Genomic DNA, 20,339 nt, shown 5'->3' on the forward strand with positions numbered 1-20,339 from the left:
GACCCTATGCCAAATACAGCATCAGCACTGGAACTTGACGCCTATCTGCGACTCAGTCGGGCGTCGCTCGGAGAGTGGCTTGCGGCCATCCGGAAAATCTCCGGATGCAGGGACATGGCGTGCCGGTTACACAATGGTGGCGGCCCTGTCGGTGCTTTATCGGCCCTGGAGTCAGAGCAGGGTTTCATTGTCTGTATCTATGCCAGCCAGGGTATGGATTTGACCGGTTGCCGCACGTCCGACCCGGTTGTTCTGGTGCCACTAGGCGGAGAACCCCAGATAGCGCGGCAGGGTGGCCGTTGGCAGCCACTGGGAAAGCTGATTGTTGCCCGTCCTGAAGACCGTTTTCATCTGCGCCTGCCAGAACTCGGCCGCGTGATGATTATGAGGCCGCGAACAGACATTCTGAACAACCTCGTCAATTCGAACGCCGGCCTGCCGATTGCAGAATGTCATGAACTGATCGACTGTTACCTCCGGCGGTCGCTGTTCTTCCGCGATCACAATCACGCAAGACAGATGACCAGCGAGCTTTTTTGCCGGCTGGGCCGGATTGCACGGGAGGAATCAAAATCTGGTTGTGACTGTTCCGGCCTGGACCGTCGGTTACTTCGTGCCGTGGATAAGATCAGGCACGAGCCGGACTGGGACTTCAACCTGACGGAGTTGGCCAGCTACGCCGGGGTCAGTGAGCGCAACCTGTACTACCTGATGAAACGGGACGCCGGCATAACACCCTATCGGCTCTATCAGCGCAACCGTCTGACGAGAGTAAGGTACCGCCTGGTGGACTGTCAGTGCATGGTGCCGCATATTTCCCGGTATGCAGCTGACGAGGGTTTTTCCCATCTTGGCCGGTTTGCTGCCCTTTACCGGGAACACTTCGGGGAACTGCCCAGCGAGACCGCCCAATGGCGACGCAACCTGCTTGAGGCTGAAAGCGGGCACTCTGAGGAGCCTCTGGCCGCTCCCTGACGCGCAGAGCTGAACAGCCCGGCGCACTCGCAGGTGGCCGGGCCCTGGTCAGTGTGCCGTCGCCGGCTTGCCACTGCCACCTTCACCGGAATTATCCGCATACTGATCGGCGGCGGAGCCGTGATGGTCACGGCCCAGCAGGATGTAGAACGCCGGCAGCACAAAGATGGTGAACAGGGTACCGATGCCAAGGCCGGCGCTGATTGTCAGGCCGATGGCAAAGCGGCTTTCTGCACCCGGACCGACGGCAATCAGCAGCGGCACCATGGCGAAGATCAACGCCAGAGACGTCATGATGATCGGCCGCAGGCGAATGGCGGCGGCCTCGATCACCGCATCCCGTTTGCCAAGCCCTTTGTCCACCTGAAGCTGGTTGGCGAATTCCACGATCAGGATGCCGTTTTTCGACACCACGCCTATCAGCGTGATCAGCCCCACCTGTGTGTAGATATTCATGGTGGCGAAACCGAGCACGATAAACGCCATGGCACCGGCCACCGACATGGGCACGGATACCAGAATAATGAATGGGTCCCGCCAGCTCTCAAACTGCGCCGCCAGCACCAGGTAAATCACCAGCAGCGACAGGAAGAATGTCACCATCAGGGCGCTGCCCTGATTGGCAAACTGCCGAGATTCACCGGTGTAATCGAAGGAGAAACCCTGGGGGAAACTCTTATCGGCGGCGCTTTCCATAAAGGCCATGGCATCCCCTATGGTCACGCCCGGTGTTACCACACCCTCCAGTGTCAATGAGTTCAACTGGTTGAACTGGGTACGCTGGGAGGGTTCTACCGTGTTCTCGAAGCTGATAACACTGGATAGCGGCACCAGTTCGCCGTTGTCAGCTCGAATGTAGTAGTCGTTCAGCGCCTCTTTGTCCATGCGGAACTCCTGGTCCACCTGGGGGATGACCTGATAGGACCGGCCCTCCATGTTGAAGCGGTTGATGTAGCCGCCACCCAGCATGCTGGACATGGCCTGGCCGATGTCCTGCATCGACAGACCCAGGTCGGCAACCCTGTCCCGATCCACCTTGATCTGATTAACCGGTCGGTCAAAATCGATGGACTTCTGCAGGAACATGAAATTACCACTCTGCATGGCCTTGCCCTGAAGTTCGTTGGCAACCTCATTCAGCTGCTCGTAGCTGTCACCGGTGGTGATCACGAACTGGAACGGCAGGCCGCCGCCGGAACCCGGTAGTGAAGGTCGAGGGAATACAGCAGTCTGCAGGCCGGTGACGTTTTTCAACTCTTTGTCCAGCAAAGGCTGGGCTTCAAACTGGCTGATATTGCGATCGCCCCAGGGCTTCATTTTGAAACCGCCGAAGACGGCGTTGGGGCCGGTAATACCAAGGATCATGAAATCCTCGTTGTAGCCGGGCACTGTTGACATCCGCTGCTGAATTTCATCGCCGTGTTCCTGCAGGTAATCGAGGGTCGATGTCTGGGGGCCGCTTCCCTGGTAAAAAAGGATACCCTGATCTTCAGTCGGTGCCAGCTCGCTCTGGCTCATGTTGACCATGAAATAGATGGAACCAAGCACCACAATGGCAAAAAAGACCACCACCGATTTAGTGTCCATCAGCGAGCTGAGAGCACTTTTGTAGCTGTTGGCGAGGCCACCGAAACTGCGCTCCACGAACTGCTCGAAGCGGCCCGGGTTGCCGTGGGGTTTGAGGACCTTGCCGGCCAGCATGGGGGACAGCGTCAATGCCACGATGCCGGAGATGACCACCGTGCCTGCCAGAGTGAACGCGAATTCAGTAAACAATGAGCCCACCAGGCCGCCCATGAAACCGATAGGCGCATAAACCGCCACCAGAGTGGTGGTCATGGCAATAATGGGGGTGGCCATTTCCCGGGCACCGTTAATGGCAGCGTCGAAGCGGGATTCGCCGGACTCGACGTGTCGGTGAACGTTCTCCACCATGATAATGGCGTCGTCCACCACCAGGCCGATCGCAAGGACCATTGACAGCAACGTCAGCAGATTCAGGGAAAAGCCCATTACCAGCATGAAGAACGCGCCGCCGATCAAAGACAGTGGAACAGCAACGGACGGCACCACGGCGGCGCGAATGGAGCCGAGGCAGAGAAAGACCACCACCAGAACGATGACCAGAGCCTCAAGCAGTGTCTTGATGACCTCCCTGATCGAGTTATCAATAAAGTCGGAAGCGTCGTAGGCCAGGCGCACGTTTAGCCCCGACGGCAACTGGCTTTCGATCCCCGGCAACTCGTCTTTCACTTTTGCGGCGACTGTGAGGGGGTTGGCCCCGGGAGACAACTCAATGGCTACATAGGTGGCCGGCTGCCCCTTGTACAGCGCCAGCTGGTCATAGGTTTCCGAACCCAGCTCAACCCGGGCAATGTCCTGCAGGCGGATCAGGGAACCATCGGACTCCTTCACCACCAGATCCTTGAACTGGTCCGGATCACCCACGTCGGTGTCGCTGGTCATGCTGATCTCGGTATACTTGCCCTTGGTATTGCCGACAGCTGCCTGATAGTTGTTCTGCAGCAGCACGTCCACCACTTCTCGTGGTGTCATGTCCACGGCTGCCAGACGTTCCGGGTCAAGCCAGACGCGCAGGGCAAAGTTGCGCCCGAGCAAGTCGGCCTTGCCGACACCGGCCAGTGCCTGCAATTTGGGCTGCACCACGCGGGTCAGATAGTCGGTTATCTGGGGGACTGCGAGCTCGTCGCTGTAAAAAGCGATGTACATCAGGGCTGTGGAGTCGCCGGTGGTCGAGGTGATGACCGGGTCCTGGGCAGCCTGGGGGAGCACGTTGCGCTGGCTGGCTACCTTGGCCTGAATCTCCGCCAGTGCGGCGTTGGCATCGTAGTTCAGTTCCATCTTGGCTTCGATGGTGGACTGGCCCTGGGAGCTGGTAGAGGTCAGATAATCAATGCCACTGGCCTCGGCGATCGCCTGTTGCAGTGGCGTGGTGATAAACCCTTTGACCAGATCGGAACTTGCGCCGGGGTAGGCGGTAGTGACGGTCACCGTCGTACTTTCCAGCTCCGGATACTGGCGTATCTCCATTTCCAGGGCCGCCCGGGCGCCCAGCAGGAGTATCAGCAGGCTAACAACGGTAGCGAGAACCGGTCGCTGAACGAATATATCGGTAAAACGCATTACTCGGACGCCTCCGCCGGCTTGTCGCTATCGTCCTGAATCTCGACCCGCTGTCCCGCGCGCAGTCTCAACAGGCCCTTGGACACAACCTGTTCACCGTCTTCCAAGCCATCGGTTACGGCAACGCGGCCATCACGGGTATTGCCCGTCTGCACAGTACGCCGGTTAACGATCAGTTCACCATCGTCATTTTCTGCCACAACGAAGACAAAGTCGCCGTAGGTGTTATAGGAAATAGCCGTGCGAGGAACGGTAATCACCTCGCGATCCTCCGGTTGCCGGGTAGAGATTGTGGCAAACATCCCCGGGCGCAGCAGGTTGTCCTCGTTTTCCAGCGTGGCGCGAATGCGTACGGTACGGGTCTGGGGATTGACGGAGGTATTGATGGCGCTGACCCTGCCTTCGAAGGTGCGCTCGGGAACCGCGGCAACCGTTGCCACCACGTCATAGTCCCGGGCAACCTTCGACAGGTCTTTTTCCGAGAGGGTGTAATCCACATAGATCGGATTCAGCATATTGATCTCGACGATGGCGGTGCCAGTGCCAATATATTCACCCTGGTCAATCAGCCGCAGGCCCAGTTTGCCGTCAAACGGCGCGCGGATAACCTTCTTGCTCAATTGAGCCTCGGCTTCATTGACGCGGGCCCGGGCGGCATCGAAGTTGGCCTTGACCTCATCATACTGGGACTGGGAGACAGCGCGCTTTGGCAACAGATCAGAGACTCTGGCGAATTCCTGCTCGGCAAGCTGGGCTTCTGCCCGCCGTGTGCGCAGAGCGGCCTCATCAATGGCGGCGTCAAGTCGGATAAGAACGTCGCCCTTGTTGACCTCATCACCTGACTCGAAGCTGATGGTTTCAACAACGCCGGGCACTTCGTTTGCAACGCGGATGCCGTTAATGGCCTCAACGCTGCCGACGGCCTTGAGTTCAGGCGTCCAGCTCTCGGCCCGCGCTGTGGTTGCAGAAATTTTTGCCGGGGGCTGCGGCTGGGAGGACTGCTCCTCCATCTGGTCAAACTGATAGAATTTATAACCAAAAATGCCGCCAAGTACGACGCCGAGAAAGATGATTACAATCAGGAAGCGGGAGGCCGTGCGCATAGTTCAGATCCTGGGTCGTATGTCTGTTGCAGATGATCGTGTCAGTTTCGTAGGCTCTGGCCATCCACCGTGGCGGCCGAGACGCCCCGGTGAGGGAGATGGTGTCAACGAGTACGCTGGTAAACCGTAAAGAATAGCATCCTATACAATGCAGAAGGGCGCTGTCATCGATTCGTCAGTAAATATGCGTACAATTACCGCGCTGTTATTAAGAGGCATCACAGGCATCCGCGAGGAGATGTCACAGGCCCTCTTTCAGGTTATCTTGTCACAACCAGATGACAAGCGTACGACCCGGGCGCCAATAAGGATTAGCGAATGCAATGGATTCTCGGTATTGCCCTGGCGGCAGCCGCATTCATTATACTGAAACAGTGGGGGGCGTTAACCCCCGAGAAGAAAAAGGCGGCGACGTGGAAAGTTGTCCTGGTGGCTGGCGGCGTTCTGCTTGTGTTCATGGTACTGACCGGCCGGGTTCATGTGCTGACCGCAGCCGTTGCCGCTGTGCTGCCTTTACTGAGGAAGGTACCCGCATTACTCAGGTTTGCACCGATGGTTGGTCGAGTTTTTGGCCAGGGCAGGGGTGTCGGTGGCGAGGATGCCAGACGTGACAAGTCCGACAGCCGGCACCATCAGGCCGCAACGAGTTCCGGCAAGATGTCGACCGGGGAAGCGTGCGAGATTCTCGGGGTTGCGCCGGGCTGCACCCGTGAGGAAATCATCCAGGCCCATCGACGCCTGATACAGAAGCTGCATCCCGATCGGGGCGGTAATGACTATCTGGCGGCGAAAATCAATGAAGCCAAGTCTGTGTTGCTTCCACGCCAGTCCTGACCGATTTCAGAGCAGGTCCACTCTTACTTCGAACGCCTGGTTCTCACGCCTGCTGCCGCTGGTCTGGTAAATGATTCCGGATTGTTCACCGGCCCGTCGCTGGCGGGTGCTGCCGAGTTCCACCCATTGGCCCGGCTCGACCTGGCGAATTGTCATCAGGGCTTCGGTTTCGTAGCCGGGGAGGTCGCTTTGCGGATCTTCCTCGAACGAAACAATGTTCAGTTCAATGGCCTGATCGGAAATGACTTGCGGGCTCACCAGGAAGCCGCTTCGGGTTTCGACCTGTGCCAGAAACGCCGCCGGGTTGCGACCTCCACGGATAGCGACAGGCACGGTGCGGACCTGACCGGATGTGATGTGCGCGGTCTGCCCGTCCTGCATAACCAGCGTCCGCTCCTGATTGTGGCGTGTGGTAGTGACCTTGCGTTCAGCCTTAACGCTGATCTGGTTATTGTGGATACCTACGCCGCCACTGCCACTTTTTGCATCGATATTGCTTCGGGAGCGCACGCTAATCCGCATCTGCGAGGGCGCCACATCCATGGTCTCCACCAACATGCCAATCTCATCCAGTACGTCTGGCTCGCCACGTACGACCATTTGCTGACCACGCGCAGTGATGGAAACCTGGCCATCGGGGTAGAGTTCTCGAATCTGCCGGGCGACATCCCCGGCGGGGCGCTGGTCCATCTTGTAGGCGCGAGCTTCGGGCTCCGCCGCGACGGCTCCCGAAAAAGGCAGCAGTATGAGTAGTGCCAGCAGTGGCCAGATGCGTGTCATAACGGACCGGGCAATCTGAGTGTGCATGGAAGACTCCGCGACTGGTTTGACCGAAAATTCCACAAAACCGTATTTTCGGGTTGCAAAGCCGGAAACCGGGGATATATATTGAAAAGCATGAAGACGACACACACGGCCTGTCAATTGAATGTTCTGCAAGCTTTCGGTGAAATGCCGATGGCTACGGTCGCTGCTGTGTTTTTCTGGTGGTTTGGTTATGGCTTTTATTTTAGCCAGAGCCCGGGCCGCCCATAGGATCTTCATCGACCGAATAACGAGGAAGGCAGCCCGGCAGAAACCCAGGCTGCCACCGGACTCGAAAAGCCCCGACTGGTAGCCCAGCCGGGGCTTTTCTGATTCTGACACAGGGAAACGGGAACACTGATCATGAACATCGAGACGCTGAACCAGGCAAACCAGCCACCACAGATGGAGAGTGTGGGCGGGGAAGTTCTGCTGCCGACGCCGGCGGCACTTCGCACCAAGCTGCCGGTGCCGGCCCACGTACAGGCGCAGATACACCGCCACCGGGAAGCCATCCGCCGGGTCCTGAACGGTAAGGATGCAAGAACGCTGGTGGTTGTCGGCCCCTGTTCCATACACGACGAAGTGGCCACGCTGGAGTACGGTGAAAAACTCAAGGCACTGGCGGACGAAGTCGGTGACCGTTTCCTGATTGTCATGCGTTCCTACCTCGAAAAACCCCGTACCACCGTCGGCTGGAAAGGCCTGCTTTACGACCCGGAGCGCACCGGTACCGGCGATCTCAACGAAGGCCTGCTCCGTTCCCGCCGGCTGTTGCTGAACCTGTCAGACATGGGCCTGCCCCTGGCCACCGAAGCCCTGAGTCTCTTCGCCATGGACTACCTTGGCGACCTGGTAAGCTGGACCGCCATTGGCGCCCGCACTACCGAATCCCAGGTACACCGCGAGATGGTCAGTGGTCTGCCGATGCCAACCGGGTTCAAGAATGGCACCGATGGCAGTATTGGCGTTGCCATCAATGCCATGAAGTCCGCGGCACATCCCCATCATCGGTTCGGAGTAGGGAGCAATGGTGCTCCGGCGATGATTACCACCGAGGGCAATCCCGATACGCATCTGGTTTTGCGTGGTGGCCGGGGTATTACCAATTACGACTCCGATAGTATCCGGGAAGCTATGGATGCCTTGTCCAACGCGGGCGTTTCTGCTTCCGTGATGGTTGATTGCAGCCATGACAACGCTCAGAAGCAGGCGGTGCGACAACTGGAGATTGCCAGGGAAGTGATGAGCCAGAAACGCACAGGTAACCGGAATATCGCGGGTTTGATGTTGGAAAGTTTTCTTGAAGAAGGCCGTCAGAATGATAGTAACGATCTGATTTACGGGTGTTCCCTGACCGATCCCTGTATCAGCTGGGAGCAAACCGAAGAGCTGTTGCGTGACCTGTGAATCCGGAGCTAGTGTAGGCGGTTCGGGTTACTCTTTACCCTGAATACTCCCTTCTCCTGAAACCGTTGAAAACAGCAACTGTCCTGCCAGCAACAGTAAGACGCCGCCCATCAGGCGGTCGAGCCAGTAGCCGAAGCGGTTAAAACCCTTGCGGATCTGGGGCAGCGTGAAGAAAACCGCGACCGCCACGAACCACAGCCCCGTTGCTACCGCCATGTAGATGCCGTAGGCGGACTGGATCGCGATCGGTGTGCCCGGGCTGATGATTACAGAGAATAGCGACACGAAGAACAGCGTGGCTTTCGGGTTCAGGGCATTGGTGAGAAAACCCAGGCGATAGGCTGCGAAACCGGATTGCTGTTCTCCGGTTGCGGTCTCCACATGGATGCCGCCGGCTTTGGAGCGCAGGCACTGTATCGCGATCCAGGTGAGGTACAGGGCACCGACCACCTTGAGAATACTGAACAATACCAGGGATTGCTGGATAATCAGGCCGATGCCCAGCAGGGAATATCCCACGTGAACGAGTATGCCTGTGCCGATGCCAAAGGCGGTCAGCAGGGCATTGCGACGGTTCTGGCACAGAGCCTGGCGAAACATCACCGCGAAGTCCGGGCCGGGGCTGGCGACCGCGAGGAAGTGGACGATGGCAACGGTCATGAACTCCGGCCAGTAATTATGCATGCCTGTTTGTCTCCTGGGGTCATTTCGGGGCAGGATGTCAGTCTAGAAGGCTGGGGTTAAAAAGTCCTGTACAGGGTGCAATAAGTGCTTTGATCCGGAACTGAACCATTCCAGGATTTCCCCTCTATACTCAGACAGGTGTACGAAACATTCTGACGGGCCAGGAGTTGTTGACGTGGACAAACGCAAGGTAGATGTCGCAATTATCGGAGCGGGAACGGCTGGCATGGGCGCCTATCGTGCCGCACGGAAGCATACCGACGACCTGGTGATGATTGAGGGCGGTCGCTACGGAACCACCTGTGCCAGGGTTGGATGTATGCCAAGCAAACTGCTGATCGCGGCAGCAGACAGTGCACACCATATGAAGAAGGCTCCGATGTTCGGCATTAAACCCGGTGATGTCCGGATCGACGGCAGGGCCGTTATGGAGAGAGTTCGGCAAGAGCGGGACCGGTTTGTCAGTTTCGTGCTCGAGGCCATCGAGGATTTTCCCGAGGCCCATCGCATTCACGGCCACGCCCGCTTTTTGTCGCCGCACCGGATTGTTGTTGGCGACAACCTGGAAATAGAGGCGGAGCGAGTGGTGATCGCCACGGGTTCGCGGCCCAATATCCCCGGTTTCCTCAAGGAGGCCAAGGATCGCCTGATCGTCAATGATGATGTGTTTGAGTGGCAAGACCTGCCAGAGTCAGTGGCGGTATTCGGTCCCGGCATTATTGGCCTTGAGCTGGGGCAGGCGCTGAGCCGGCTTGGTGTTCGGGTTCGCATGTTTGGCGTCGGCGGTGCCGTGGGCCCCATGCAGGAAGATGCGATCCGCAAATACGCCTTGAAATCGTTCAATGACGAATTCCCCCTCGATGCGGATGCAAAGGTGCAGTCGGTGGAACGGACGGATGCAGGTGTGAGTATCCGGTTTACGGACGCCGATCGGGGGGAGGTGACAGAAACCTTTGACTACCTGCTGGCCGCGACGGGCCGGCGTCCCAACGTAGACGGGCTTGATATCCAGAATGCCGATATTGCCCAGGACGACCGCGGCTCCCCACTGTTCGACCACTACACGCTTCAGTGCGGGGACAGCCATATCTTCATCTCCGGCGATGCCAACAACGAAGCTCCGTTACTGCATGAGGCGGCTGATGAGGGCCGCATTGCAGGTGATAACGCCGGCCGCTATCCCGATGTGCGGGCAGGATTGCGCCGTGTTCCGCTGGGCATCGTGTTTACGGATCCGCAGATTGCCACCGTGGGTATGACCCTCAACGAAGTCGAGGAGCGTTGCAAGGGGGGGTATGCTGTTGGCGAAGTTTCATTTGAAGGGCAGGGCCGCAGCCGGGTCATTGGCGCCAACAAGGGACTGCTGCACTTATACGGGGAACGCGGCAGCGGACTGTTTCTCGGTGCCGAGATGTTCGGGCCTGCCGCCGAACACATTGGTCATTTGCTGGCCTGGGCTGTCCAGAATCGTATGACGGTGAGCGAAATGCTCGACATGCCGTTCTATCATCCGGTCATCGAAGAGGGGTTGCGTACAGCCCTGCGAGATCTTAACCGGAACCTGGATATTGGTCCGCAACCGGTTGAGAACTGCCTGGACTGTGGTCCAGGGGGCTAACCACCCGAAGGTATTCAGACACTGTTGGCGACCGGGCCTGGCGCCTGATTGCCGGAGTGCCTTGCAATCTGCTGCTTGCGCGCCCAAATCTTCTCGTGGAAGAAGTAGGCAACGGTGTTGATCGCCGGCTCGACCATGGCGATCAGGCTGCCGATCAGGATATCCCCGGTAATCAGATAGGCAACGGTAAACGCAACCGTGAAGTGGGTTATCGCAAAGGTGATCGTTTTCAGCAAAGAGTTGTCACCCTTGGTTCCGTGATTATGGACAAACATTTTCAGGGTACTCATGGTCGTCTCTGCCTGTTGACTGTGCTTATGGTTACTATTCAACAGCAAGTGATAATCATTGTTAAATTAATTGCTTTAAGAAAAATAATAGCCCTTTACTATTGTTATCGTGCCCAGTAAATTGTCGGGGACTATGGCCTGCATTGGATAACCAAGCTTTACCTATGAAGCCTGTCTGGTTAATGTAATGGCCAGAACATTCAGATAACTGTCAAGGAGACACGTTATGAGCAAAAACTTTATCGGCCTGGATACAGAGAAAACCCAACAACTGGCGAATTCACTGAACGATCTGCTATCAAACTATCAGATCTTTTACATGAACGTGCGCGGCTATCACTGGAACATCAAGGGTGACAACTTTTTCGAGCTACATGCAAAGTTCGAGGAACTGTATGACGACCTGCTGCTGAAAATTGATGAGATTGCCGAGCGGGTACTGACTCTGGGTCACCGCCCGGCACACGCCTATAGCACCTATATCGAGAAGTCAGAAGTGCCGGAGCGCAAAGATGTGGCTGATGGCAGGGACGCGGTAGAGAACATCGTGGAAAGCTTCGCCAAGCTGATCGGCAAACAGCGTGAATTACTGCATCTGGCCGGCGACGCCGATGACGAAGGTACCGTAGCCCTGATGAGCGATTATATCTCTGAACAGGAAAAAACCGTCTGGATGTATCGCAGTTATCTGGGCCACTAAGACCGATCAGTAGTAAGTTCCATCTGGAATGGCGGCCTCAGGGCCGCCATTTTTCGTTATAGTTCAGCTATCGGCAACGGCTTCCAGAGGCGGCACCTGCTGATGCAGAAACCATTTCTCGGTTACCACTTTCCGGGTAAACCAGTGGGAGCGCATCAGGGTGCTTGCCAGTGGCATCTTGACCCAGCCAGGCAGCTGCCAGCCATTTTCCTGGGGCGCTGCGCGGTTGCCGAAACGCTGCGCGATCGCTTCACCATAGTCTTGCAGTGATTGGGCGGAGTAATCCTCCCGGTCACGGATTATGTCCGCGGCCATTAACGCGGACTCAATGGCAGGGCGAATGCCTTCGCCGCTCTGGGTGTACGCAAGGCCCGCAGAATCACCAATCAGCATCAGGCCATCGTCGGCGAGGGGTCTTTCCGCATGGGCATACAGGAGGTAGGCATGGCCCTTGAACCTGCCCGGTAAATCCGCGGGTATTCGACCGGATGACTTCATTTCATCCACGAAGGCGTTCAGGTGCTCCGTCAGTTTGTGATTATCCTCGCGGCCAAGGCCGATATTGAGGAAATTGTCCTTGCGGAATACCCACGCATAACCCTTGAGATCGCGGCAGAACCAGAGCTCAGGTGTGTCACCGCGGGCCTGACAAACTTGTGCCTGCTGCGGTGTCATCTCGAATTCCACTTCCTTGGCGGCGACGACCGTCTCGTGACTGCCGGGCCCATCGCCAAGCAGTTTTGCGACGGGGCAGAAGTGGCCGCCGGCGCCGACAATCAATGGCGCTTCCCAGGTGTCGTTAACCACCCAGTTGCCATCACGGCGAACGATGGCCTTGACCGGCGTTTTCAATTGTTTCGGGGCCGTTACCCGGTCGAGCAGATAGGCATCGAACTCGCAGCGTCTTATGCCGTAGCTGACGATTTCGCCGTGGTCATTCTCGACGGCCGGTTGGCCCATCATGCCGATGCGGAACTTCCGGATGGGCTGTAAGGTGTGTCTGGAACCGTAATCAGCAGTATCAATATCCAGGCTTTTCATCACCGCCGGAGTCACCCAGCCGGCACAGGTCTTGTCCCGCGGGAAATCCTGCTTGTCGATGAGCAGAATCCGTTTGCCGCTGTCCTGCAGCGCGTGCGCAAGGGTAGATCCCGCAGGTCCGGCGCCGACGATGATCAGGTCATAATAGTCCATCAGTTCGCCTCCGGAGCTGCGGGAAACGTGTAGATATCCTGGCGGCTTCGCGGCAACTCGTTGTTTTCGCCATGGGTAAAGACAACCTGGAACAGTTGCAGTGCCCCGGCGCGGAAGGCCGCCGTGGAACCGGCCAGGTACATTTCCCAGGCACGGGCAAAGTGCTCGTCATACATTTCCGTTACGTTGTCCTTGTTGTCCTGAAACCGTTCCATCCAGTGGGTCAGCGTCTGGGCGTAATGCAGTCTCAGGTTCTCCACATCCAGCACCGAGAAACCGCCATGCTCACAAATGCCCATGAACTCGGAGATGCTGGGTGGATAGGCGCCCGGGAAAATACGTTTTTCAATCCAGGCGTTCATCAGCATGGGTCGATTGCGACCAATGCTGTGGAGTAGTGCCAGCCCGTCAGGCTTGAGTGAACGACGAATCAGGTCTGACAACGCTTCATAGTTCTCCTTGCCGACATGTTCCAACATTCCGATGGAGACAAAAGCGTCGTATTGCCCGCTGATATTACGATAGTCATCCTCGACGTAATCGATCAGGTGGTCGAGCTGCTGACGCCTGGCCTCTTCCCGTGCGTAAGCCAGCTGTTCCCTGGAGATGTTGTAGGAGTGTACCTTCACCCCGTAGTTGCGGGCCATGTAGCGTGCCAGGCCACCCCAGCCGCAGCCCGCTTCCACCACGGTCATGCCGGGTTTCAGTCGTAACTTGCGACATACATGCTCAAGTTTGGCCAGCTGCGCCTGCTCCAGCGTCAGATCCGCTGATTCGTAATACGCGCAGGTGTACTGCATCTCCGCCTGGTCCAGCCAGAGACGGTAAAACTCGTTGCCCAGGTCATAGTGGTGGTGAATGTTTTCTTTTGCCTCCGAGACACCGGTCGACCTTGGGTTGTGGTTGCGCCAGAGAGCTTCAAGCCACTTGGGCCACTGTGGCCGTGCCCTGTGAACGGCGCGATAAAGCGCTTCCATCAACTCTGGCAGGTCGCCATCTACCTGCAGTCGTCCGGCGGCATACAGGTCACCAAACGCCAGGTTGGGGTTGGTCACCAGAGCGTACAGAGCCTTGGGGTCGGTCAGTCTCAGGGTGAAACGAGCCTTACCTTCTTCGGGCTCGATGAAGTCATCATTCCATAACTGGAAGCGCACCGGCGGCGAACCCGCCATGCGCAACAGTTTGGCGATCAGCCAGCGCTCATAGCTGTGGGGCTCCCTGTCTGCCTGCTGGTCTTCCAGTGGCAGTGTCAGGAGGTGTGGTCTGTCATCCTGGCGCTCGTCACTTTGATTGGCGGTTTTCCGGGCGGTGCTTTGATTCATGGATCCATGTCTCCCTATCAAGCTGGTTAATCACGGGATGGGGCCGGCCTTTTCCAACCGACAGTGATTCAGCGTCAGGGCGTGTCCCTATGTTACAACTGAGAATCGCCTGCTTCACTATCAGTATAGAAAACAAGCGTGTTTTGTCATGTCCAGCAGTGAGGAAGATGGCTAAGGCACCAACGGGAGGGAATCACATGATGCGTCCCGGGGCCTGAAGCAGGGCCCCGGTACCGTTAGTGGCGTCAGTAGGATGCGCTCATGCCGAACCATTCCGGGAAGATAACGATCATCGCCAGCACGAACACCTGCATCAGGATAAACGGCAATACCCCTTTATAGATGTCAGTGGTTCTTACCCCGGCAGGCGATACCCCCTTGAGATAGAACAGACTGAACCCGAAGGGGGGGGTCAGGAAGCTGGTTTGCAGGTTCATGGCGATCAGGATAGCAAACCAGAGCATGTTAATGCCCATGGCTTCTGCTACCGGTGCCAGGATCGGCACAATAATGAACGAGATTTCCACAAAGTCGATAAAGAAGCCGAGGATAAGGATGACCAGCATGGCCAGGATGATGAAGCCCCATTTCTCGCCGGGAAGCTGCAGCAACCACTCTTCCAGCAGGTAGTCGCCACCGGTATAGCTGAAGACCATGGAGAACGCAGTTGCTCCCACCAGAATGGCAAACACCATGGCAGTGACCTTGACGGTATCCTTGGATGCGTCCCACACCATTTTGAAGGAGAACTGCCGATAGATGATTGCCAGCACGATGGCGCCGATACCGCCAAGCGCGGAAGATTCGGTGGGTGTGGCAATGCCTGCGAAGATGGAGCCAAGAACAACCACGATCAGCGCCAGAGGTGGAATAATCGCCAGCAGGGCCGCGAGTATTTCCTTTTTTCGTGACAGGCCACTGTCATCCGGCATCGCGGGCGCCATTTGCGGCTGGAAGCGGGTCAGTATCAGAATGTAGAAAATGTAAAGGCCGACCAGCACCACGCCCGGAATAACCGCGGCCTTGAACAGGTCACCCACTGGCAGTCCCAGGACATCGCCAAGAATGATCAGAATGATCGAAGGCGGAACAATCTGGCCAAGTGTGCCGGCGGCGCAGATGGTGCCTGTAGCAAGCCGCTTGTCGTAATCGTGGGCCAGCATGACCGGCAGTGAGATCAGGCCCATGGCAACAACACTGGCACCAACCACGCCTGTTGATGCCGCGAGCAGGGCACCGACGAGAATGGTTGAGATTGCCAGCCCGCCGGGCAGTCCGCCGAAGAGGCGGCCCATGGATGTCAGTAGTTGTTCAGCCAGCCTTGTGCGCTGCAGTACAACACCCATGAAAATAAACAGTGGCACCGCCATAAGCACCGTGTTCTGCATGACGCTCATGATGCGATAGGGCATGAAAGCGAACAGGTCCATGCCTTCGGCAAACACCCCGAAAAACAGGGCAACACCACCAAAGGTAAAGGCAACCGGGAACCCCAGCATCAGCAGGAAGAGGGCGGCTACGAACATAATCATGCCAATCATGCGAGACCCTCCGCGCCATGCTTGGGTTCGTAAGTCTTTTCGCCTGAGATAACCCTAATTGCAAAGGTCACCATATTGACCCCGGCGATTCCGGTAAAGACTGCGGAAATCGGAATCACGCTCTTGATGATCCAACGATGGGGGAGACCGCCAGGGTCGCCACTGCCTTCGCCCATACTGTAAGACTCAACGGCGAAATTATAGCCATAGTTCCAGATGAGATAGGAGAAGGGTATGACAAAGAGGACCGCCCCGACGATATTGACCCAGGCCTTGGTCTTGTCGCTCCAGCGAGTGTAAAAAACGTCGACCCGGACATGACCGTCTGTGCGCAGTGCGTAGGGGATACCGAGCAGGAACACCACCGAATAAAGGTGCCATTCCATTTCCTGCATGCCTATTGAAACCTCATTGAAAGCGTATCGGGCCACGACATCATAGAAGACGTTTCCAGCCATCAATATCATGGCTGCACAGGCCACCCAGCCACAAAATATGGATAGCCATGCCAGGCCGTGGTCCAGCTTGATAATCCAACGCATTGATTGCCCTCCACCAGATCAGCTGGCGATTTTCCGGTTACTATAAACGACAAAACCGGGATCACCTGAAGAGCGATCCCGGCTCATTTACTGCCTATATGTTACTCGACTTCTGCCATCGTGTTGAGGTAGGCCCGCTCAGAAATGTTCGTGTAGGCCCTGCTCTTCTCGAGGTATTCTTCCTGGGACTTCACGATTCTTGCCGCCTGCTCGTCTGCACTGGCGGCTTCATCCAGCAGCTTCTCGTTAGCTTCGTACATCGTCTGGAAGATTTCCTGTGGGAATTGCTTGATCTGTACGTTCGGGTAATCTTCCTGAATGGTGTCCCATGCTTCCGCGTTGGCGTGCTGGGAGTGAACCAGCATGTCGTAGGAGGCAGTGCGCATGGCTATGCGCATGATTTCCTGCAAGTCCGCCGGGAGTTCTTCCCAGACTTTCTTGTTGACCAGGAACTGCAGTTCAGTGGCAGGCTCATGCCAACCGGTGTAGTAGTAATCAGCGATCTGTTGGAAGCCAAGGCGCAGATCCAGCGCCGGACCTACCCATTCCACCGCATCAATGGTGTTGCGCTCCAGCGAGGTGTAGAGCTCACCGGGGGGAATATTGGTCGGATTGACGCCGACTTCCGCGAAGACTTCGCCAGCGAAGCCCGGGATCCGCATTTTCAGGCCTTCCAGATCTTCCAGGGAGTTGATTTCCTTGCGAAACCAGCCGCCCATCTGAACGCCGGTGTTACCGCCGGGAAACGAGAGCATGTTGTGAGGCTCGTAGACCTCCTGCATCAGCTCCATACCACCGCCGTGATAAAACCAGGCGTATTGTTCCATGGCGTTCATGCCGAAGGGCATGCTGGTGAAAAACAGGGTGTTGGGAACCTTGCCTTTCCAGTAGTAGGATGCGGAATGGCCCATGTCGTACTGGCCGGCCTTGACCATATCAAACACACCCAGCGGGGCCTTGTGCTTGTTGGCGGAATCAATACGAACCTTTAGCCGGCCGTCGGACATTTTTTCCACGCGCTCGGCAAAGTTTTTGGTGGTATCACCAAATATCGGAAAGTTGGGGCCCCAGGTCTCTGCCAGGCGCAGGGTGAAGGTTTCTTGGGCGAGGGCTTGTGTGGAAGCAAACGTGGTTGCTACAGCCAGCACTGCCGCGGATAGAACAGAACGAATTTTCATTGCTCTTCTGGCCTCTGTTGTCATTGTTGTGTCGAGAGCCTCTCCCGTTTTTCGGGATGAGTGACTCGTTAGTCTAGTTCAAGTTAACAACAAACGGTAAGAAACGGAATGGAAAACCGGTTTCTGTACGACCTAGGTCGTAGCCGTTTTCTGCAGCTGCACCCCTGTGGTGCGAGTCTCACTCAGAAAAGGTGCATCTGTTCGCCATCGGGTCGACGGAACAGGTCACTGCGCAGGGATTCCGCTTCCTTGCGGCCAAGCCCGAGGCTCCGGGCCTTCCTGTTGAAGCGCTGGCGCACCAGCTCGGCGTAGGGGCCTGTTCCTGTCATTCTCTCGCCCCATCGTGCATCGTAGCTCTTGCCCCCTCTGAGGTCCCGGATACGGGCCATGACATGCCCGGCACGCTGGGGAAAGTGCCGCCCCAGCCAGTCCTGGAAGAGTTCGTCCAGCTCCAGGGGCAGGCGCAGCATGATCCAGCTTGCCCGTTGCGCACCGGCTTCGGCGGCGGCTGCCAGTATCGCCTCGATCTCGTGGTCATTGATGAAGGGAATCACCGGGCCAATGATGATGCCGGCTGGCACGCTGGCAGCGGTGAGTTCACGAATGACTCTAAGGCGCGTAGCTGGCGCCGCCGTCCGCGGCTCCATCTGGCGTTTCAGGGTGTTGTCGAGGGTGGTCAGGCTGATGCTGACGGTGCAGAGGCCCTGGCCTGCCAGTTCCGATAACAAATCCAGGTCACGCAGTATCAGTGCGCCCTTGGTAATAATGGATACCGGGTGACGATACTCCGCCAGTACCCCGAGGATGTCCCGGGTAATTTCCCGCTGTTTTTCAATTGGCTGGTAGGCATCCGTGTTGATACCCAGGGCTATGGGCGATACCCGGTAGCCGGGCTTGTCCAGCTCCCTGCGAAGCTGGTCCGCGGCATTGGGCTTGGCAATCAGTCGGGTTTCGAAGTCCAGACCCGGAGACATGTCCCAGTATGCGTGGGTGGGCCGGGCGAAACAGTAAATACAGGCGTGTTCGCACCCCCGGTAGGGGTTAATCGACTGATCGAAAGGCACGTCCGGTGAACGGTTCCGGCTGATGATAGAGCGTACCTGTTCCTCGGTAACTTCCGTGGCCAGGGAGTCGGGGCAGGTTTCGTCAGCAGGGTCCTGATACCAGCCGTCGTCACAGTCGCGGTCAGTGACGATGGGCTGGAAGCGGTTGTTTGGATTAAGCGATGTGGCGCGCGTTTTCATAACTGACCCTGAAGTACTGTTTATACGTACAGTACTTCGAGCGGCGCGCAAATTCCAGTTTTTCCAGTTTTCATTACCGGGGGTGATAAACCTCAGAGATCATTCATTCTGCCGACCTGACTGGCCAGCCTCATGCTTTCGTTCTCTTCCATCGTCCGCATTGACTCCACCAGATCCTTGGCTTCTGGAATTTCTGCCTTGCCGGCCAGGCTGTCGTAAAGGTCGATCAGCTGATCGTGGAACGCAAATACCTCCCTCGCAATGCCGTCAAAGTCGAGATTGGCGTAATGACCATCACAGCTCTGGTGTGCCTTGATGCGTTTGTGCTCGTTGTCCAGATAATCGTAGACCCTCGTGTTCAGGGCCTTCGGGTCAGCCTGTTTATCGAACTCGTCGGTAATGCGTGCCAGTTCGGCCTCATGGGCAGCCAGATAGGTCAGCAACGCACTGGCGCGCTCGTCCTGGTTTTTCGTGGAGCACTCCGACAGACACTGGGAGAGGTTGGTATGAAGCTCGCGGGCCCAGATGATCAGGTCTTCAAAGGTTTTAATGTCCATTCGCTGCGCTCCTTTGTCGCATAGTATCTTGTTGAGCTATTAATGAAATACCGATTGTGCGAGTTTAGCGGATATTGATCGATTCCTGCACCTGAACGATGGAAAACCAATGTCTGAACACCCCCCGCTGGGCATTATAGAAGGCTTTTACGGTCCCTTATGGAGCTGGGAGGAGCGCCGTCAGCTTGTGCGAACATTGGCGCCCCATGGATACCAAAATTACTGGTATGCGCCCAAGGCCGACGGGTTTCTCCGCCGCCGCTGGAACGAGCCCCACCCCGACCCGGTCGCCGGCGGGCTGGCTGATTTCTCCGCTTTCTGCCGCGAGCAGGATGTGGGGTTCGGTGTCGGGCTGAGCCCGTTTGAAGTCTTCAATAACTTTGACGATTCTGCAAAAAAAGCGCTGGCGGACAAACTGGCGACTTTTGATCGTCTGGGTATACGGCACCTGGCCATCCTGTTTGACGACATGAAAAGCGATACGCCGGATCTGGCTGCCCGCCAGGCGGACATCATCCACTGGGTGGCTGAGCGAAGCGGGGCCGGGCAACTGACGGTCTGCCCCAGTTATTATTCCGATGATCCGGTGCTGGACCGGGTGTTCGGCGAGCGCCCGGCGCATTACCTGGAAGACCTGGGCAGGGCCCTGGACCCTTCGGTGCAGGTATTCTGGACGGGAGAGGAAGTGTGCTCCCGGGAAATATCGCCAGGACATCTGCAACGAGTTGCGGAGGCGCTTGGACGTAAGCCCGTGCTGTGGGATAACTACCCGGTGAACGATGGTGATCGCATGTCCCGCCACCTGCACCTGCGGGGGTTCACGGGCAGGCCTTCGGCCAACAGGGCGTTTCTTGCGGGGCACGCCATCAATCCCGCTTTGCAGTCAACCTTGACAGCCATTCCGGCCATCACTCTGGCTCTCAGCTATGAACAGGGGCCGCAATACCAGTATGGCCAGGCATTTCACCAGGCCGCTGAAGAAGTTCTGGGCAAGGATCTGGCGCGGCAGGTAGCAGCCGATCTGCTGGTATTGCAGGATGCGGGGCTGGAAAGAATCAGCAGTGAGCGTCGCCAGGCAATGACCGAATGCTACCGCCGGTTTGATCACCCGGCCGCCAGGGAAATTCTTGACTGGCTGGCCGGGGCTTATCAGGTCACCAATGAAATGGTGCAGACACAATAATCCGCGCCGGATATGG

18 protein-coding genes are annotated in these 20,339 nt (G+C 57.1%); 6 read left to right on the forward strand and 12 right to left on the reverse strand.

The genetic code is table 11. The features are described 5' to 3' along the window. Window positions 1-6 precede the first annotated feature (6 nt). The gene (locus DIT71_RS01175) at window positions 7-975 is read left to right on the forward strand and encodes an AraC family transcriptional regulator (protein ID WP_114611771.1); all 969 of its coding nucleotides are present in this window, start codon (window positions 7-9) and stop codon (window positions 973-975) included. 48 nt (window positions 976-1,023) lie between these two features. Here DIT71_RS01175 and DIT71_RS01180 read toward each other — a convergent pair whose 3' ends face one another. Together DIT71_RS01180 and DIT71_RS01185 are read right to left on the reverse strand one after the other, a co-directional pair. After that, window positions 1,024-4,119 carry an efflux RND transporter permease subunit gene (locus DIT71_RS01180; protein WP_114611372.1) on the reverse strand — a complete coding sequence of 1,032 codons (3,096 nt, stop codon included), beginning with the start codon at window positions 4,117-4,119 and terminating at the stop codon, window positions 1,024-1,026. Continuing rightward, a complete protein-coding gene (locus tag DIT71_RS01185) occupies window positions 4,119-5,222 on the reverse strand; it encodes an efflux RND transporter periplasmic adaptor subunit (RefSeq protein WP_114611373.1) in 1,104 nt (367 codons plus the stop codon). The genes DIT71_RS01180 and DIT71_RS01185 overlap by 1 nt, the downstream gene beginning before the upstream one ends. Window positions 5,223-5,540: 318 nt before the next feature. Here DIT71_RS01185 and DIT71_RS01190 point away from each other — a divergent pair, with 318 nt between their 5' ends. Further along, window positions 5,541-6,056 carry a DnaJ domain-containing protein gene (locus DIT71_RS01190; RefSeq protein WP_114611374.1) on the forward strand — a complete coding sequence of 172 codons (516 nt, stop codon included), beginning with the start codon at window positions 5,541-5,543 and terminating at the stop codon, window positions 6,054-6,056. A 6-nt stretch (window positions 6,057-6,062) separates the two neighbouring features. Here DIT71_RS01190 and DIT71_RS01195 read toward each other — a convergent pair whose 3' ends face one another. Next, on the reverse strand, window positions 6,063-6,863 hold the full coding sequence (locus DIT71_RS01195) for a hypothetical protein (protein WP_227537896.1): 801 nt from the start codon (window positions 6,861-6,863) through the stop codon (window positions 6,063-6,065). 360 nt (window positions 6,864-7,223) lie between these two features. Between DIT71_RS01195 and DIT71_RS01200 the strand changes: the two genes are divergently transcribed. After that, window positions 7,224-8,270 (forward strand): 3-deoxy-7-phosphoheptulonate synthase, encoded by a 1,047-nt coding sequence (locus DIT71_RS01200; RefSeq protein ID WP_114611375.1) that lies wholly within the window; start codon window positions 7,224-7,226, stop codon window positions 8,268-8,270. Window positions 8,271-8,297: 27 nt separating this feature from the next. Here DIT71_RS01200 and DIT71_RS01205 read toward each other — a convergent pair whose 3' ends face one another. Further along, entirely contained in the window at window positions 8,298-8,954 is a 657-nt protein-coding gene (locus DIT71_RS01205; protein ID WP_114611376.1) for a LysE family translocator, read from the reverse strand. Window positions 8,955-9,129: 175 nt separating this feature from the next. Between DIT71_RS01205 and DIT71_RS01210 the strand changes: the two genes are divergently transcribed. Continuing rightward, the gene (locus DIT71_RS01210) at window positions 9,130-10,572 is read left to right on the forward strand and encodes a dihydrolipoyl dehydrogenase (RefSeq protein WP_114611377.1); all 1,443 of its coding nucleotides are present in this window, start codon (window positions 9,130-9,132) and stop codon (window positions 10,570-10,572) included. A gap of 14 nt (window positions 10,573-10,586) precedes the next feature. Here DIT71_RS01210 and DIT71_RS01215 read toward each other — a convergent pair whose 3' ends face one another. Next, the gene (locus DIT71_RS01215; RefSeq protein ID WP_114611378.1) at window positions 10,587-10,862 is read right to left on the reverse strand and encodes a DUF2061 domain-containing protein; all 276 of its coding nucleotides are present in this window, start codon (window positions 10,860-10,862) and stop codon (window positions 10,587-10,589) included. Window positions 10,863-11,088: 226 nt separating this feature from the next. On the opposite strand from DIT71_RS01215, the gene DIT71_RS01220 reads away from it, so the two are divergent. Further along, entirely contained in the window at window positions 11,089-11,562 is a 474-nt protein-coding gene (locus DIT71_RS01220; RefSeq protein ID WP_114611379.1) for a Dps family protein, read from the forward strand. A 63-nt stretch (window positions 11,563-11,625) separates the two neighbouring features. On the opposite strand, the gene DIT71_RS01225 is transcribed toward DIT71_RS01220, so the two are convergent. From DIT71_RS01225 to DIT71_RS01255, 7 genes are all read right to left on the reverse strand, one after another. Then, entirely contained in the window at window positions 11,626-12,756 is a 1,131-nt protein-coding gene (locus tag DIT71_RS01225; protein ID WP_114611380.1) for an NAD(P)/FAD-dependent oxidoreductase, read from the reverse strand. Continuing rightward, window positions 12,756-14,078 (reverse strand): class I SAM-dependent methyltransferase, encoded by a 1,323-nt coding sequence (locus tag DIT71_RS01230; RefSeq protein WP_114611381.1) that lies wholly within the window; start codon window positions 14,076-14,078, stop codon window positions 12,756-12,758. The genes DIT71_RS01225 and DIT71_RS01230 overlap by 1 nt, the downstream gene beginning before the upstream one ends. A 245-nt stretch (window positions 14,079-14,323) precedes the next feature. Further along, window positions 14,324-15,619, reverse strand: coding sequence for a TRAP transporter large permease (locus DIT71_RS01235; protein WP_114611382.1), 1,296 nt, complete (start codon window positions 15,617-15,619; stop codon window positions 14,324-14,326). Then, window positions 15,616-16,161, reverse strand: coding sequence for a TRAP transporter small permease subunit (locus DIT71_RS01240; RefSeq protein WP_114611383.1), 546 nt, complete (start codon window positions 16,159-16,161; stop codon window positions 15,616-15,618). Before DIT71_RS01240 ends, DIT71_RS01235 begins: the two co-directional genes overlap by 4 nt. Window positions 16,162-16,262: 101 nt before the next feature. Then, window positions 16,263-17,339 carry a TRAP transporter substrate-binding protein gene (locus DIT71_RS01245; protein WP_114611384.1) on the reverse strand — a complete coding sequence of 359 codons (1,077 nt, stop codon included), beginning with the start codon at window positions 17,337-17,339 and terminating at the stop codon, window positions 16,263-16,265. Between the two features lie 182 nt (window positions 17,340-17,521). Continuing rightward, window positions 17,522-18,583, reverse strand: a complete 1,062-nt coding sequence (locus DIT71_RS01250; protein WP_114611385.1) for a PA0069 family radical SAM protein — start codon at window positions 18,581-18,583, stop codon at window positions 17,522-17,524. Between the two features lie 92 nt (window positions 18,584-18,675). Beyond that, a complete protein-coding gene (locus DIT71_RS01255; RefSeq protein ID WP_114611386.1) occupies window positions 18,676-19,140 on the reverse strand; it encodes an ATPase in 465 nt (154 codons plus the stop codon). A 109-nt stretch (window positions 19,141-19,249) separates the two neighbouring features. Here DIT71_RS01255 and DIT71_RS01260 point away from each other — a divergent pair, with 109 nt between their 5' ends. Further along, window positions 19,250-20,323 (forward strand): beta-N-acetylglucosaminidase domain-containing protein, encoded by a 1,074-nt coding sequence (locus DIT71_RS01260; RefSeq protein WP_114611387.1) that lies wholly within the window; start codon window positions 19,250-19,252, stop codon window positions 20,321-20,323. The last annotated feature ends 16 nt before the right edge of the window (window positions 20,324-20,339 follow it).

It is taken from the genome of Marinobacter vulgaris (assembly GCF_003344045.1).
In the GTDB taxonomy this organism is placed as follows: domain Bacteria; phylum Pseudomonadota; class Gammaproteobacteria; order Pseudomonadales; family Oleiphilaceae; genus Marinobacter; species Marinobacter vulgaris.